Below are 15967 nucleotides of genomic sequence, written 5' to 3'. Positions count from 1 at the left end.
GCATCGAGTAGCATGTGAAGATCGATGCCAATTCGCTCCGGGGTTAACCCCGGAGCGAATTGGCGCTGACCTCAAACTGGGGAATTTTCATTCGGCACATTTGGGGAGAATACATCCGGCACCGACAAGGACATCGATCCGCCCCTCATCATCCAGAGCGGTTTGTGCGACCTGCGCCCAGGCGCTTCCGTCGCTGACGTCGTGACGAATAAAGCGGGCGCCGACCGCTTCGGCCAATCTCCGTCCCGCGTTGTCCGCGATGTCTGTCATCACGACTGTCGCGCCCTCGCTCGCAAGCCGCGCCGCGGTTGCGCCGCCGAGCCCGCCGGCCGCGCCGGTGACGATCGCCACCTTGCCCTCGAACCGAGCCATTAGTCCTATCCCAGATTGAAGCCGCGGTAGTCGGCGGCGGCGATCTCGTCGCATGTGGCGCGGTAAGGTCCGCATCCGCCGACGTAAGGCATAAATACCTTGCGGCCATCGCGCGTACGACCGTGATACCAGCTGTCGGCGCGCGGAAAGAGTGTTTGTTGCGCGATCTCGTGAACGTGATCCATCCAGTCGCGCTCGGCCTCTTCGGTCGCTTCAATGGTAGCTTTGCCCGATGCCCGCATGTCCGTGAGACAGCGCGCGATCCACTCGACGTGCTGTTCGATCGAAACGACAACGTTGCTGAGCACGGAGGGGCTGCCGGGGCCGGTTATCGTAAACAGATTGGGAAAGGCCGGTACTGCGAGACCCAGATAGGCGTGCGGCCCGTCGGCCCATTCCTCGCGGAGCGACTTGCCCTCAAGTCCCCTGATGTCGATTGCTTTGATTGCCCCGACGCAGGCATCGAACCCGGTGGCGAATACGACGACTTCGGCGGAATAGTGGTGGTCTGTCGTCCTAATGCCATACGCAGAAAACCCCGTCACGGGCTCCTCACGGACGTCAACCAAGGCGACGTTGGTTCGATTGATTGTCTCATAAAAGCCGATCTCCGAGCACATGCGTCGCGAACCGAGCGGGTAGCCCTGAGGAGTTATCTTGCGGACCTTGTCGGGATCATCGATAGTTTCGGCGATCTTTCGTCGGGCAAATTCAGCAGCGTGCGCATTGGACTCCTCGTCGACGAGCAAATCCTCATATGCGAGCAGCAACCCCGCGGTCCCTGCGTTCCATTGTTCGTTGAAGCGCTGCTCGCGTTTGTCGGGTGTGTCATCCTTAGCGGCGCCGGCACGCGGAACGTCGAAGAACCCGAGAAAACCCTGCCGCGCCGCCTCCCGCCGCGCCGGAAGGGTTGCTCGGCTCTGTCGCCATTCGTCCTCATTCAGCGGACGGTTGTTCGCCGGAACGGCGAAGTTGGGCGTCCGCTGGAAAACGGTGAGTTGGCTCGCCTTCTGGGCGAGCGGAGGCGTAACCTGAATGCCTGAAGAGCCGGTGCCGAAGAGTGCGACCGCCTTGCCTTCGATGTCGACCCGGGCGTCCCATTTTGCGGTATGGAGGATCGCGCCTTTGAAATTCTCTATGCCCGGAAGCTCGGGCGTCTTGGGGGCGGACAGGGCGCCCGTGGCGAGAATCAGATGTTGCGAAAGGTAGCCATTGCCCTGGTCTGTATCGACCCGCCACAGCTTCATCGCGTCGTCCCACACGGCCGCCGTGACTTTTGTGTCGAACGTTATGTCTTTCTTCAAGTCGAACCGGTCGGCGACGTACTCGAGATACGTCAGGATCTCGGGCTGCGCTGCATAGCGCTCGCTCCAGCGCCATTCATTTTCGAGTTCGGAGGAAAACGAATATGAGTACTCGATGCTCGGCACGTCGCAGCGCGCACCGGGATAGCGATTCCAGTACCAGGTTCCGCCCACCCCGGAGCCCGCTTCCACCACATGCGCTTGGAAGCCTGCTTCGCGCAACTTGTGCAGCATGTAGAGACCGGCGAAACCGGCACCGACGACGATCACGTCGAACTGGCGCAGCCCACTCACTTGCCGCGCGCCTTGACCGAGCGGCGTAGAAATTGCCCTGCTTCTTCGATCGCCACGCGGCCTTCTTCCAGTAGAAACGCGAATGCTTGCCATACGTGGATCATTTCCGGCCAGATATCGAGCCGCACTGACGTTCCCGCCGTACCGGCCCGTTCGGCGAGCTTGACCGCGTCTCCGAGCAGGATTTCCGCCGAGCCCACCTGGATCATCAGCGGCGGCAGACCTGACAGGTCGGCATGTACCGGAGAGGCCAGTGGGTGCGTTGCGTCGGTGCCGGCGAGGTACACCCGGGCCATCGCTTGCAGACCTGCGGCCGTTAACGATGGATCTGCGTCGGCTTTGCTCGTCATCGTCACACTGGCGCATGCGAGATCAACCCAGGGCGAAAGTAGGACCGCCGCTGCCGGTAGGGGAACCTGGTCATCACGCAGCTTTACGAGCGCGGAAACGGCAAGGCCGCCGCCTGCGGAGTCGCCACCGAAGACGATTCGGCGGTGATCGACCCCTTGATCCAGCAAAGCCCGATAGGCCGCCGTGGCATCTTCCACGGCTGCCGGAAATGGCTCCTCCGGGGCAAGCCGATAATCGACCGAGAATGTCTGAACGCCGGCCGCACGGCCGAGGTCAGCTGCCAGCCCGCGATAGCCTCGCGCGCTCCCGGCGGCGAACGCTCCGCCGTGAAAGTAGAGAAGGGCGCCCTTGTTCGCTGGACTTGTCGGGCTGTGCAGCGTCCGCACGCCCCCCAGCTCGATTTCCGAAAATGTCAGGTCCTCGGAGACGGGCATCGACGCCAGCAGATCTTCGAAGTCCGCTCTGGCCTTGAGCGGGTCGCCCGAAAAGTCGGGGCCGCCTTGCCGCATGCCGGCGATGAGTTGTTGTAGGAGATCGTTCATGGTCTTCGACATCCCGGTCTTTGAAGAGGGGTGGCAAAGCCGCGGCGGTATCGCCGTGGCCCGAGGAAACGTGTCGCTATTCCGAACCGATCACCAGCACCGGCTTGATTACAAGGCCGCTTTCGCTCGCTTCTATCGCTTCGTTGATCCGCTCGAAGGGGAAAGTCTTAATCAGGCGCTCGTAGGGGAAGCGCCCCGCAAGATGGTGCTCGATTAGCTCGGTCAGGAAGCCCTCGCCGTTGCTGTCCCCGCCGAGAATGCCTTTCACTGTGCGTCCACCGCCCATAAACTGGGCTTCGTTGAATGTCAGGGTATCGGCCGGGCTGGAGGCGCCGACGATGCCGACGATACCCTTTGGTGCGAGCAGGCCCCACGCCTGCTCGATCACAGAGTTGATACCAGTGGTATCGAAGGCGTAGCCCAGTCCTTGGGGGCACAGCTCGCGGATACGGGCGGGCGCGTCGTCGGCCGCATTGAAGGAGTGGGTAGCGCCGAGTTCGCGCGCGAGGGCGAGGCGATCGCCGTTCACGTCCACGGCTATGATCGGATCGGATCCGGCGATCCTGGAAGCCATAATCGCCGCGATGCCGACGGTGCCGGTGCCGAACACTGCGATCGGCAGACCCGCACGAACTTCCATTGCGCGCAGCACGGCGCCAGCGCCGGTCATCAGGCCACAGCCGATCGGCGCGAGCCGTTCGAGGGGAATAGCGGCGGCGCTCACCGGAACTCTTACTACGTTGCGCTGGTGGGCGATGGCATAGGTCGCAAAAGCGGACTGGCCGAAGAAATTGGCGTTCATCGGCTCGCCCGCCAGGGTCATGCTGGGCGTTCCGTCGGCGCGCGTGCCGCACCAGTTGTGGGGGAAGAAGTTGTAACAATACGTCGGCGCCTCGGCGTCGCAGCTCGGGCACTCCCCGCAGGAATTGAAACTCATGATCACTCTGTCGCCCGGGGCGGCGGTGGTGACCGCGCTTCCCACGGCCTCGACGATCCCCGCGCCTTCGTGGCCCAGCACCACCGGTAGCGGCACCGGCAACTGTTCGTCGCGCACCGCGAGATCTGTGTGGCAGATACCGCAGGCAACAATTCGGACCAGCAGCTCGTCGGATCGTAGAGCGGCCAGTTCGACCGGCTCAATGGTAAAAGGACGGTCGTGGCCGCGGCAGATGGCGGCCCGCGCGAGAGTGGTCATGGGATCAACCTAGAACCTTGACGAGTGGTGTAAAAGCAAATGTACCGCCATTTCCATTCCGGTTAGCCGGCTGTCCGTCGTCAGAACATTTGGCGCAACTCGCGGCGTAGATTAGCGGAGTGCGGGCCTCGTCGCCTTCGACCCTGCCCAGCGAGAGCGGCGCCAAACGATGGACGCAGCGATCTTCGAGCGCGACCGGGCTTCCGTCCGTCTTCGCGTAGATCACGATCGGATCGCCAAGCAGAGTCGTGGCGATTATGCCCTTCTCTTCGAGTTCGCTCGTGTAGGCTGCGACATACCAGGCGTCGCGAAGTGTTTCAGATGGCGTCATTTTCGCTGCTCCATCCTCTGCCAGATTAGAACCGGAGCCGGGCGGTCAGATAATATTCGCGCGGCCGCGACCAGGTGACGCTGGTGGCACCGATGGCATCGACCTGCGTGCCGGTGATGATGTAACGGTTGTTGGTCAGATTCTGGACGCCGGCAACCAGTTCAAGCGCCTTGTCCTCACGCGTCCAGCGGATATTCGCACCGACCAGATTCTGCTCCCCCGAGAAGAGCAAAGGCGTGTTGACCGCATCGCGGGCCTGATTGCTCTTGTACGAATAGTCACCGTGTACGGTGATCGTACCGCCTGCGGTTTCGAACAGGTCGATGTCCGCAGCCGCGCTTGCCGACCATTTGGGCGTGTTGACGAACGAATTGTTGAGACCGAAGCTCACATCCGGATCGAGCTTGGTATATTTCGCATCGATATAGCCAAGGCTAGCGGAGAGGCGAACGCGCTCGATCGGCACCGCCTGCAGTTCCGCTTCGAAACCCCGGATACGCGCCTCGCCCGCATTTTCGATGAAAGGCGAGATGCCGCGGACGACGGTAACCTGGAGGTCGGTATAGTCGGTCGAGAAGGCCGCGAGATTGAGCTGCAGGCGGCGATCGAGGAACTGCGACTTGAGACCGACTTCATAGGTCTTGGCCTCTTCCGGTCCGAAGCGCGGCGCGACGTTGCCGGGCGTCGGGATTGAAAGACGCGTGGTATAGCCGCCCGATTTGAACGCTTCGGCGAAGGAAGCATAGACCATGATGCGGTCGGTGATCCTGTACTCGGCGCCGACGCGCATCGAAAAATTATTATAGGTGTCGCGCTGCACGCCGAGCGGATAGATCCGCGTCGGATCGTTCGGATCGGGAAGTTGTCCGGGCGTGAAGAGCCCGAGCTTCAGCAGCGACAGGTTGAGGTCGGACTGACCGGCTTCGAAGACCTTCTTGTCCTTGGTATAACGGCCGCCGAGCGTGATGCTCAGCGCATCGGTGATGTTGAAGCTGTTGTGCGTGTAGATCGCATAGGACTTGTTGGTGTTGCGATAGGGGCCGAAAAACTGCCCGAGGCCTTCAGAAATATAGGCATCCTCGAAATTGGAATTCTTCTCGTAGAAATAATAGGCGCCCACAACCGATTTCAGACGATTGTCGAAGGCATCAATCGTCAGTTGCAGTTCCTGCGAGAATTGCTTCTCCGCAAGTGCCGCCATCGTCGTCGCGATCATGATCGGCGAGCCGTCGAGATCGTTGGCGAGGAGCGAGTCAACCTTGCGATATCCGGTCGTCGACTTGAGCGCGATATCTTCCGACAGGCGAAGGTCGACAACGCCGGTTACCGACCAGGTTTCGACGTCCGACAGGTTGCCGCCATTGCCATAAGTCGTGTCGATGTTGTCGGTGATGAACTGATCGCCGAATACGAGGCGCGGATTCGCGTTGGCGAAATTATATCCGGCAAGCCCCGGCAGCGGTGCCGCGCCCGGCACGCCGCCGCCACGAGGACCGCAGATCGGCCCCAGAAATGCGAGCGGACCACCGGGATTGAACACCAAACCAGGAGCCGAGATGCAGGTATTATATACCGCGGCATAGGTCGGCGCCGGAGCGAGCGGGTCCGTATCGGTTGCCACCAACGTGATTGGCGACGACTGCTCTTTCGACTTGGCATAGTCGCCGGCGATCTTGAGCGTCAGGTCGGGCGAGGCCTCCCAAAGCAGTTTGCCGCGAAACACGAAACTGTCGGTGCTGCCGCGCCGGTTCTCTTTGTTTCGCGGGATGATCCCGAAATTATACTCGTCGCTGACCCCCGTATCGCCGGGGAAGGGGATGATCTTCTGGTAGCCCTTCTGGCTGCGGCTCGAGAAGGAGAATTGCGAGCGCAGCGTGTCGGCAATCGGAATGTCGACGGTCCCGCGCAGTTCGAACCGATCGCGGCTGCCGTAAGTGGTCTCGCCGCGGAACGCGAACTCCTCGGCCGGATCGCGCGTAACAACGCTGATAGCACCGCCAATCGTGTTGCGTCCAAAAAGCGTGCCTTGCGGGCCCTTGAGGATTTCGATGCGCTCGATGTCGAGCAGGTCGACATTGGCGCCGATCGAGCGGGCCAGAATGACGCCATCGAGATAGACACCGACGCCCGGCTCGAGGCTCGAAGAAAGATCATTCTGCCCGATACCACGGATGAAGCCGGTCAGAATCTGCGACGACGAAACGATCGGCGCACTCGATTCCAGCTGCACGTTGGGCGCGAAGTTCGAGATTTCGGCGACCGACCTGACACCGCGCCCTTCGAGCGCATCCGACGTCACCGCCGTTATGGAAATCGGAACGTCCTGGAGGTTTTCAGAGCGCTTCTGGGCGGTGACTACAATCTCGGCAACGCCGACATTGTCCTGCGCGTCTTCGCCTTCGGTTTCCTGCGCTGCCGCCTGGCCGGTGAGCGACAGGCAAAGCGCCATGGCCGCTCCCGACAGCCCGATATTCCGCCGCGTGGCTGCGTTGAAGTTAGCACGCATATTTGTCCTCCTGATCGTTTATCTTCTTGTTGGATATCCGCCGATCACTCGGCAACGTGCTAGATGTCGCCTGCGCCCGCGGCCTCGCCCGCGATGAGGGCGTCCATGACGCGGCGCGCCTGGACCGCAGCCGAATCCTGCGGCAGCAGCAGCGGGCGCATGTCCCAGAAGTTGCGGCCGGCCATTCTGTCCCTGACGGCCCGGACCATCGGCTCGTCCTCGGTTGAAAAGGCTTGGACGACGGCGGCTTCGATAGCCTCGGTCATGCCCGGAACATCTTCGTTGTAGTTCCGGAACATCTTCCAGAAATAGTAGGAGCTCCCCTCGGTCGAGGGCACGACGATCTGCACACTCGATAGAATCCGGCCGTCCTCTTTCCGGCCCCCTGTGGCGACAATGCCCGCGTCCATCGAAAAGACGCCCGGCGGATCCCAGCGCATGTTCGCCCAATAGTCGACGATGTCGTCGGGACCTGCGGCCTCGGTCGCCTGAAAGACGAAAGCCGGCGGGGCTCCCGGCATCAAGCGGTTGGACTGGATGCGATTTCCGGCCTTCTTAACCGACGTGATGTCTTTGGTGCCCTGGGCCGCGCCAAGCGTTGCAGGGTGAAGATAGGCCGCGTGGCTGAGATCGAGCAGATTGTCGACGATGAGGTCGATGGGCAGGTCCATCGTCATCATATGCGCGCCGGTGAACGCGTAGCTAGACTCGTGGAGTTCCGGAAAGCGCGGGATCGTCGAGATGTCCGCGGGTTCCCCCGCCCCCATCCAGACCCATACAAGCCCGTCGAGTTCGACGACGTCATAGCGGCGGAGGCGTGCTGCCTTCGGTTTCGCACCATTGCCATGAGGGTTATGGACACAAGCGCCGCCGGCATCGAAACGGAGCCCGTGATAGCCACATTGCACGACGTCATCGACGAGCGAGCCGAGATGCATCGGTGCAAAGCGATGCGGGCAGGTGTCGCTGAGCGCCGCCACGTCGCCAGAGAGCTGGCGATAGAGGACAAGATGGTCCCCCGCGATCGTCCGCGGCGTCAGGCTGCGTCCGATCTGTTCGGACCAAGCGACCGTGTACCAAAGTTCACGTGCAAAGGTCATAGCCGACCCACTCCTCTCCATGCCGACACCTTATTCGGCGTGTACCCGACTTCACGTCGGATTGATGTTTTGTCTAATCCGACATATGGCGAGAGCAGAAACATCTGTCAAGAGGTCGTATTGACGGTTCATGGAATCCGACTAGAATTGGACGGGTGCAGGATATGGAACAAACAAGGGTCTGTCAGGAAAGCCAGCGGAAACCGCGCGCGCCTCTGAATATCAACCTGGAGCGACGCGCCCAGATTGGTCAGGAGAAACGGGCCCGGACCCGCGCTGCGTTGCTTGATACCGCCTTTACCCTGCTCGGCCGCGAAAATGGACGCAACACGCGAATCGAAGAGATTTGCGGCGAGGCGGGCGTTTCTCGAGCCACATTCTACAATTATTTTAACAATATGGATGAGGTGTTCAGCGCCCTGTCCGACGAACTGAACCATGATTTCAACCGCGCCGTCACGCGAATCATCTCGGCGCTTCCGACGGCTGCGGAGCGCGCTAGCGCCGCTGTCCGCTATTATCTCGAGCGTGCCCTGCATGACCCTAAATGGGGTTGGGCCATGGTGAACATCAGCGCGGGTGGTCCAATCTTCGGCCAGGATACCTATGAGCACGCGCAGGCCACTGCCGGCGAAGGCATTGCGACCGGAGAATTCGAGATTCCGGGGCCGCACACTGGCCGCGACATCCAGCTCGGGACCACCCACGCCGCAATGATTACCCAACTGCGCAACCAGCCGTCGCCGACATTCGCCGCATCGATCGCGCGTCATGTGCTGCTCGCCCTCGGCGTGCCCAAGGCGCGTGCAGATGAGGTCGTCGCGCAAGACCTGCCCGATCCGCTTCCCGGCGATTTCTGACCGCGCCTGAGGCGTCCGCCTGTCTAAAGCCTCAGCCAAAGCGTCAGCGCAATTGCGCCGGCGACGTTCGCCTGCGCCCGCATTTCGAGTCTTTCGTATCTATCGCTTGACGGACAGCCTTGCGATGAATTAGTCGTATTAGACATAACATCAATACGACTCATCGGAGAGGCGTCATGGCGACTGCGCCGCAATCGACCGGAATTGACCGCGCCATAAGCGCGGATGATCGATGGAAACTACACGATCTCGTTAGCGAGCACTGGGCCCGCGTCGACCGAATTTCCTCAGGCTGCGCCTCCGAATTCTACGAGGCTGACGCGACGATGCGAATCGGGGCCCTCGTCCGCGACGGTCAGACTTCGATCTCGGAATATTTCGCCGATCGGCGGAATCAGGAGGATGAATCGGGACGCCGTACCCGTCACGCCATCTCCGGCCTCGTCGTGAGCGCCACCGACGCGGATGCGTGCGCGCTGCGCTTCCTCGCGGTCGTTCATGCGGGGACCGGCGACCTGCCTTTTTCCTCGGGGCCGCCGGCAACGATCGCCGACTTCACCGCCACCTGTCGCCGCCAGTGCGACGGTCGCTGGCTGATCACCGACATTCACGCCGCCGTGATTTTCGTCGGTCCCGGCGCAGCCAGTCACGCAAAATAGGAGAAAGTGTATGGCGAGTACCGCCGCTCAGAATGCCAAGGCCTATGTCGCTTGCGTTCCGCACGTTCCCATCATCTCGATGCAGGAACGCGAACAAAATCCGGGGCTGTGGCAGGCCTATGATGCTAGCGTCGCCGAGTTCGAAGCCTTCGATCCCGACGTGGTTATCGTGTTCGGCGGCGATCATTATTCGCATATCCATCTCAAGCTCGCCCCGACTTTCATGGTGGGGCACCTCGCCGAGGCGGGCGACGATTGCGGTGGCACCCCCGGCAAGCTCAACGTCCCCATGGACCTGTCGACAGGCCTCGCGGAGGCGCTCATCGACGACGGCTTCGACATCGCGACCTCCTACGCGATGAAGGTTGATCACGGCTTTTCCAACGTTCTCGGCTTCTTCCTGCGCGGGGACATCGGCGCGAGGCCGGTTATTCCCGTCCACATCAACAGCCTCTCGAAACCGCGCCCGACGTTGAAGCGCTGTCGCCAGCTTGGCGAAGCGGTCGGCCGTTGGGCGCGCAGCACCGGAAAGCGGGTCGCGTTTCTCGGATCGGGCGGGCTTTCGCACGAGACCGCCTTCATCTTCCCGCAATATGAGACCGCGCCGAACGAGGAAGTGCGCACCTTCATCGTCCATGGCGGCGGCGCTGGACCGATTTCGGATCAGCAATGGCACGGCGACATCGAGTCCGAGATGATCAAGCTTTCGGCCGACCTGGTCAGCGGCGAGTTCAAGGTACCCTGGATCAACAAGAAGTGGGACGAGAGCTTCCTGAAAACGCTCGAAGCCGGCGATCTTTCGGCCTTCGACAGCTGGACCGACAAAGATATTCTTGAAGCGGCGGGCTACGGGGGCGGGGAGGTCCGGATGTGGTTGGCCGCTGTCGCCGCCGGCCAGCAGGCGGGCGCACAGCCGCTCCGCGTCGACTACTATTCGGAAGACACTACTATCGCCGTCGGCGTCGGGGTCGCACATTCGCAGCTGGTAGCGGCCTGATGACCACCCCTCCGATCCTGCTCCTCCACGGTTGGGGCGGCTCCTTCGCCTCCTCGTTCGAGGCGCATGGATGGACCGCCGCCCCAGCGGCCGCCAACAGGACATTCATCCGGATGGATCTGCCCGGGCATGCCGATCCGGATGCGCCGCTGGATCCCGCTGCCTATGCCGACCTCGCGGCTTCGGTTGCCGCGAGGCTACCTCCCGAACCTGTCGACATCGTCGGCTATTCGCTCGGGGCGAAAATCGCGCTGGCACTAGCGATCGCAAGCCCGGACAAAGTGCGGCGGCTCGCCCTGTTCGGGATCGGCGACAATCTGTTTGCGCCTGAGCCGGCGGCAGATGTCATCGTAGAGGCGTTGGAGCGGGGCGTGACCGCCGATACGCCCGCCCTCGCGAAGGGCTTGGTGGAAGATTCCCAAGCGAGCGGCTCAAACCCGCTGGCGCTTGCCGCCGTGCTTCGTCGTCGCCCCAATCCGGTCGTCGACGCGACTGCGCTTGCAGACCTCGCCTCGCGCACGATGCTGATCAACTCGTCCGACGACAGGGTAGCACAGCCGGACGAACGGCTCCGCATCGCGATGCCGGGCTTGACCTACGTCCGCCTGAACGGCCCGGGCCACGTCGCTCTGCCTGGCGATGCCGACGTGCGGCGGCTCAGTACAGAATTTCTCAGGGTCGATGCGCCGCATAGCGGCGACGTCCCCGATCGCAAATGAGAAATCAGGAGGATGTCCGTGACCTTTATTCGTAATTGCTGGTACGGCGCAGGATGGGGCGAGGATATTTCGCGCGACTTTCTTTCGCGCATGATCCTCGGCGAGCAGATTCTTTTCTACCGAAAGGAAGATGGGACGCCCTGCGCGATGGCGGATCTGTGTCCGCACCGCTTCGTTCCGCTCAGCATGGGCAAGCTCGTCGGCGACACAGTAGAATGCCTGTACCACGGCCTCGCATTCGACTGCTCTGGCGCTTGCGTGAACAACCCGCATGGCAATGGACTTATACCAAGGACCGCGAAGGTGAAGACCTATCCGGTGGCGGAAAAATGGGGCCTCGTATGGATCTGGATGGGCGATCATGAGTTCGCCGATCCCGAGACTATCCCCGATTATCACTGGCTGACCGACCAGAAGTATCGGCAGGTCCATGGCACGATCAAGCTCGAAGCCAATTATCTGCTGGTGATGGACAATCTCACCGACCTCAGCCACGCGGGCTTTGTCCATGAGAAGACGCTCGAACCGCGGGAGATCGCGACGGCGAGCTATGAGGTAGCCGAGAAGGACGACCAAGTCTGGACGCGCCAATTCGTCCCGTCAATGCCCGTCCCGCCGCTCTTCACGATGGTCAAGGGCTTCACCGGCCAGATGGACCATTGGCTAGAGATGCGCTGCGACCCTCCCGGCTGCATGATCACCTTTTACGGCGTCACCGAGCCAGGCAAGACGCGCGAGGAAGGCTGGGGCACCTATAATCCCAATATCATCACCCCGGAAACCGAGTCGACCACCCATTATTTCTGGGCCATCGCACGGGATTTCGACCTCGACGACGATGCGATGAGCGAGGCGTTCGCCGAGGGCGCGGGTTATGCTTTCGAACATGAGGACCGGCCAGTCATCGAAGCGCAGCAACGCGTCCTAAACGGCCGCGAGCTGATGGATATGAAGCCGGTGCTGCTCCAGAATGACCAGGGGTCGGGCCGCGCGCGGCGCATCATAGAACGGCGGCTGCGCGAAGCCGCGGCCGGTCCGGCAAAATCCATGGAGGCAGCAGAATGACCGACGCGTCCGAAATGCCGGTGCGAGCGCCGACGCTCTATAACTGGCAAGATATTCCGCGGGAATATGTTCGCCCTGGTATCGAGCGCGCCGGTCTGGGCGGTGAAGGCGTCGTTTGCCAGTTCGGCTGGGTCGAACCCGGCGCCGCCCTTCGGCCACACAAGCATGATCATGAGCAGATCGTCATGATCCTCGAAGGGGACTGCATCTATCATGTGGGTGGCGTGCCGCACCAATGCACGCGCGGCAGCTTTGTGCGCGTCCCGGCCCACACTGAACATTATATCGAGGTTACCGGCACCGAAACGGTCCTGAACCTCGATATCTTTGCGCCGGTCCCGCCCGAATATGCGCATCTGCTCGATCATCAGCGTCCGGAATGGCGAGGGTGAGCAGGCGCGCGTCATTCTCCGAGCGACTGCGTGATAGGACGCCGCTGACTGGCGTCTTCCAGAAATTCCCGCACCATCAGGTGACGGAGATACTCGCGATGTCCGATCTCGACTTCGCAGTTCTGGATACCGAGCATGCGCCGTTCGACCCGAGCCAGGTCGACGGTTGCATGCTGGCGGGCATGGCGTGCGATTTTCCGCTCCTCGTCCGCATCGCCAGAACGGACGCCGACGCGGTGCTGAGTGCACTCGATATGGGCGCGACGGGTGTCTTCGTGCCGCATGTCGACACTCCGGCCAAAGCGGCGAACGCGGCGCGCTTCGCTCGCTATACAGGCGGTGCCCGGGGGTTCTCCCCATCGACGCGTGCCGGTGGATATGGCAGTCGTGGCCTCAAACCCTATATGGATGCTGCCGATCGCAACGTGCTCGTGATCGCGCAGATCGAGGACGCGTCCGCGCTTAAATGGCTGCCGGCGATTGCGGCGACCCCTGGTATCGACGCACTGTTTATCGGACGCGCAGACCTCGCGGCGTCCTTCGGTTGCGACTGGAGCGATCCGAAGCTCGACGAGGCGACAGTTCGCATCGCCCAAAGCGCGGCTGACGCCGGCATCGCTTGCGGCGCCTATCTCGCAGACCCTGCCCAGGCGGCGCGCTATCGCAGCATGGGCATTTCATTTCTCCTCGCCGGGTCGGATCAGGGTGCGCTTCGCCAAGACGCGAACCGGCTTGCCGCCGTGATGGCTCCCGACGAAGAATAGGGAACAAGATCATGAAGCGGGCCGAAAAGGTCATCATCACCTGCGCCGTCACGGGAAGCATCCATACGCCCTCGATGTCGCCGCATCTTCCCGTGACGCCCGCCCAGATCGCGGCCGAAGCGGTCGCGGCGGCAGAGGCCGGTGCAGCGATGATCCACCTCCATGCGCGCGACCCCGAGGACGGGCGCCCCGATCAGACTCCCGAGCGATTTCTGGAGTTCTTGCCCGCCATCAAGGCGCAGTCCGACGCGATCCTCAATATCACGACCGGGGGTGGCCTCGGCATGACCCTCGAACAGCGGTTGGCGCCGGCGATCGCGTGCAAGCCCGAAGTTGCGTCCATGAACATGGGCTCGTTCAACTTCAACATCTCCGGTGCCGCGGGCAAGCGCAGCGAGTTTCTGCACGATTGGGAACAGCCCTATCTCGAAGGGACGAAGGATCTGATCCTCTCGAACACGTTCAAACAAATCGACTATGGCATGCGGGAGATGGGTGCCAACGGCACACGCTTCGAGTTCGAATGTTACGACGTCGGCCATCTTTACAATCTGGCGCATTTTGCCGAGCAGAAGCTCGTTGAGCCGCCCTTCTTCGTCCAATGCGTCTTTGGGATTCTGGGCGGTATCGGCCCGGATCCGGAGAATCTCCTCCACATGCGCGCGACGGCTGACCGGCTGTTCGGCGACGACTATTATCTTTCCGTTCTCGCCGCCGGACGCCACCAGATGCCGTTCGTGACGATGAGCGCCATATTGGGCGGCAACGTGCGCGTCGGCCTCGAAGACAGCCTCTATGCCGGCAAGGGAAAGCTGGCGACGAGCAACGCGGAGCAGGTTGCGAAGATTCGGCGAATCCTTGAGGAATTGAGCCTTGAAATCGCAACGCCTGCCGAAGCACGCGCGATGCTGGCAACCAAAGGCTGCGACAATGTCGGCTTCTGACAGTCCGCTTGCGCTGAGCGTCGAGGATGGCGTGGCGACGCTCCGGCTGTCGCGGCCCGATGCGGGGAACGCAATCAACCTCGAAATGGCCGAAGCCTTGGCGGAGACCAGCGTGGAGGTTGCCGCGCTCGACGATATTCGCTGCGTATTATTGACGGGAAGCGGGCGTTTTTTCTGCGTCGGCGGGGATATCGGCGCATTTCGTGCTGCTGGAGATGCAGTGCCGCAATTGCTCGAGAAGATAACCGCATCCCTGCACGATGCCATCGCCCATCTTGCTCGCATGCCCAAACCCCTGGTCGTGGCGGTCAACGGCGCAGCCGCCGGCGCAGGCCTTAGCCTTGCGGCACTTGGTGACATCGTTATTTCGGCGCGCTCGGCGAGCTTCACCATGGCCTATACGGGCATCGGACTGACACCGGATGGCGGCGCAACCGCCATCCTCCCACGGCTGATCGGATTGCGGCGGACGCAGGAACTGGCGTATACCAACCGGCGGCTCGGCGCCGATGAGGCGGCGGTGATGGGCCTCGTCACCGAAGTCGTCGACGACATCGAACTCGAGGAAAAGGCCGCCGCGGTGGCTCAACGGCTTCGCAACGGCCCGGTATCGGCGTTCGCGAATATCCGCTCGCTCCTCATGTCGGGTCTGCCTCTTGAAGAGCAGATGGACCTCGAAGGGCGCACGATCTGCAACGCGGCGGGTTCGCCAGAAGGGCGCGAGGGCATTTCCGCCTTCCTCGATAAGCGCCGCCCCGTCTTCAGCTAATATGCCCTCGTTCCGTTTTCGCTCCTGAAAGGCCACTCATGCACATCCTCTTTGTCGTAGCGCACCCAGAGCCAAACAGCTTCACAGGCGCCCTTCTCGAGAAGGCAAAGGCGGTCGCCGCGGAAGCGGGCGCCAGCTTCGAAGTGTCGGACCTCTATGCCGAGAAGTTCGATCCGGTCCTGGGTCGCGGCGACTTTTCGACGGTCTGGAATCCGGACTACTTCAGTGTTCAGGACGAACAGGCAGCTGCTGAGCGATCGGATGCATTCTCCGATGATATCGGCCGCGAGCAGGCGCGCGTCGCAAAGGCGAACCTGATCGTCTTTCTCTTCCCACTCTGGTGGGGTGGTCCGCCCGCGGTCGTCAAAGGCTGGTTCGATCGCGTCATGTCCTACGGCTTCGGCTATATGGACGGCGCGCGCTACGAACGGGGGCTGTTCCGGGGGCGGCATGCCATGCTCTGCATTCCGACCGGCGGCACGGCCGACCGCTTCACTGACGCTGGCACATACGGCTCGATCGAACGGGTCCTGTGGCCTTTGAAGCATTGTGCGCTGGCCTATATCGGTTTGACGCAGCTCGACGACTTCATTGCCTATGCGACCCCGCGAGTCGATGCAGCCCAGCGCACCGCTTATCTGGAGGCCTGGGGAGCTCATCTTCGCGCTGGCGTTGACCGCGCGCGCCGCGAGGCTGCTCCGCAACCTCTGGTCCGTGGCCATGTCGGCGTCGCGCCGCTCGCCTTCGAACCGCATGTCGCCAGTGCCTGACGGATGGCAGCCCGTCCGTGAGCGGCCCACGGC

17 protein-coding genes are annotated in these 15967 nt (G+C 62.1%); 10 read left to right on the top strand and 7 right to left on the bottom strand.

Annotated features, from left to right (window positions below):
• Window positions 1-87: 87 nt before the first annotated feature.
• From EH199_RS02340 to EH199_RS02310, 7 genes are all read right to left on the bottom strand, one after another.
• Window positions 88-372: an SDR family NAD(P)-dependent oxidoreductase gene (locus EH199_RS02340; RefSeq protein WP_190287077.1), complete on the bottom strand. Its 285-nt coding sequence runs from the start codon at window positions 370-372 to the stop codon at window positions 88-90.
• Between the two features lie 5 nt (window positions 373-377).
• Window positions 378-1970 (bottom strand): NAD(P)/FAD-dependent oxidoreductase, encoded by a 1593-nt coding sequence (locus tag EH199_RS02335; protein ID WP_223806424.1) that lies wholly within the window; start codon window positions 1968-1970, stop codon window positions 378-380.
• Complete coding sequence (locus tag EH199_RS02330) at window positions 1967-2863, bottom strand: alpha/beta hydrolase (RefSeq protein ID WP_124807638.1); 897 nt, start codon at window positions 2861-2863, stop codon at window positions 1967-1969. Before EH199_RS02330 ends, EH199_RS02335 begins: the two co-directional genes overlap by 4 nt.
• A gap of 76 nt (window positions 2864-2939) precedes the next feature.
• Window positions 2940-4058 (bottom strand): NAD(P)-dependent alcohol dehydrogenase, encoded by a 1119-nt coding sequence (locus EH199_RS02325; RefSeq protein ID WP_124807637.1) that lies wholly within the window; start codon window positions 4056-4058, stop codon window positions 2940-2942.
• A 4-nt stretch (window positions 4059-4062) separates the two neighbouring features.
• A complete protein-coding gene (locus EH199_RS02320) occupies window positions 4063-4389 on the bottom strand; it encodes a Rieske 2Fe-2S domain-containing protein (RefSeq protein ID WP_062344860.1) in 327 nt (108 codons plus the stop codon).
• A 25-nt stretch (window positions 4390-4414) separates the two neighbouring features.
• A complete protein-coding gene (locus tag EH199_RS02315) occupies window positions 4415-6895 on the bottom strand; it encodes a TonB-dependent receptor (RefSeq protein WP_124807636.1) in 2481 nt (826 codons plus the stop codon).
• A 59-nt stretch (window positions 6896-6954) separates the two neighbouring features.
• Window positions 6955-7995 carry an aromatic ring-hydroxylating dioxygenase subunit alpha gene (locus tag EH199_RS02310; RefSeq protein WP_190287075.1) on the bottom strand — a complete coding sequence of 347 codons (1041 nt, stop codon included), beginning with the start codon at window positions 7993-7995 and terminating at the stop codon, window positions 6955-6957.
• A 164-nt stretch (window positions 7996-8159) separates the two neighbouring features.
• Here EH199_RS02310 and EH199_RS02305 point away from each other — a divergent pair, with 164 nt between their 5' ends.
• The 10 genes from EH199_RS02305 to EH199_RS02260 all read left to right on the top strand — a co-directional run bounded on the left by EH199_RS02305 (window position 8160) and on the right by EH199_RS02260 (window position 15934).
• Window positions 8160-8855 carry a TetR/AcrR family transcriptional regulator gene (locus EH199_RS02305; protein ID WP_223806431.1) on the top strand — a complete coding sequence of 232 codons (696 nt, stop codon included), beginning with the start codon at window positions 8160-8162 and terminating at the stop codon, window positions 8853-8855.
• A 176-nt stretch (window positions 8856-9031) separates the two neighbouring features.
• Complete coding sequence (locus EH199_RS02300; RefSeq protein ID WP_124807633.1) at window positions 9032-9514, top strand: nuclear transport factor 2 family protein; 483 nt, start codon at window positions 9032-9034, stop codon at window positions 9512-9514.
• A 10-nt stretch (window positions 9515-9524) separates the two neighbouring features.
• Window positions 9525-10511, top strand: coding sequence for a hypothetical protein (locus EH199_RS02295; RefSeq protein WP_124807632.1), 987 nt, complete (start codon window positions 9525-9527; stop codon window positions 10509-10511).
• The gene (locus EH199_RS02290) at window positions 10511-11230 is read left to right on the top strand and encodes an alpha/beta fold hydrolase (RefSeq protein WP_124807631.1); all 720 of its coding nucleotides are present in this window, start codon (window positions 10511-10513) and stop codon (window positions 11228-11230) included. The genes EH199_RS02295 and EH199_RS02290 overlap by 1 nt, the downstream gene beginning before the upstream one ends.
• Before the next feature lie 18 nt (window positions 11231-11248).
• Entirely contained in the window at window positions 11249-12295 is a 1047-nt protein-coding gene (locus EH199_RS02285) for an aromatic ring-hydroxylating dioxygenase subunit alpha (protein ID WP_190287066.1), read from the top strand.
• Entirely contained in the window at window positions 12292-12687 is a 396-nt protein-coding gene (locus tag EH199_RS02280; protein ID WP_062344876.1) for a cupin domain-containing protein, read from the top strand. The genes EH199_RS02285 and EH199_RS02280 overlap by 4 nt, the downstream gene beginning before the upstream one ends.
• Complete coding sequence (locus EH199_RS02275; RefSeq protein WP_124807629.1) at window positions 12675-13451, top strand: HpcH/HpaI aldolase/citrate lyase family protein; 777 nt, start codon at window positions 12675-12677, stop codon at window positions 13449-13451. The genes EH199_RS02280 and EH199_RS02275 overlap by 13 nt, the downstream gene beginning before the upstream one ends.
• Before the next feature lie 11 nt (window positions 13452-13462).
• Complete coding sequence (locus EH199_RS02270; protein WP_124807628.1) at window positions 13463-14395, top strand: 3-keto-5-aminohexanoate cleavage protein; 933 nt, start codon at window positions 13463-13465, stop codon at window positions 14393-14395.
• The gene (locus EH199_RS02265; RefSeq protein WP_124807627.1) at window positions 14382-15164 is read left to right on the top strand and encodes an enoyl-CoA hydratase-related protein; all 783 of its coding nucleotides are present in this window, start codon (window positions 14382-14384) and stop codon (window positions 15162-15164) included. Before EH199_RS02270 ends, EH199_RS02265 begins: the two co-directional genes overlap by 14 nt.
• Window positions 15165-15202: 38 nt before the next feature.
• The gene (locus EH199_RS02260; protein ID WP_124807626.1) at window positions 15203-15934 is read left to right on the top strand and encodes an NAD(P)H-dependent oxidoreductase; all 732 of its coding nucleotides are present in this window, start codon (window positions 15203-15205) and stop codon (window positions 15932-15934) included.
• Window positions 15935-15967: the final 33 nt, after the last annotated feature.

The sequence above is a fragment of the Novosphingobium sp. LASN5T genome, assembly GCF_003856955.1.
GTDB lineage: Bacteria > Pseudomonadota > Alphaproteobacteria > Sphingomonadales > Sphingomonadaceae > Novosphingobium.
The sequence above is the reverse complement of the archived record's forward strand: the minus strand, read 5'-3'. Positions and strand labels throughout refer to the sequence as shown.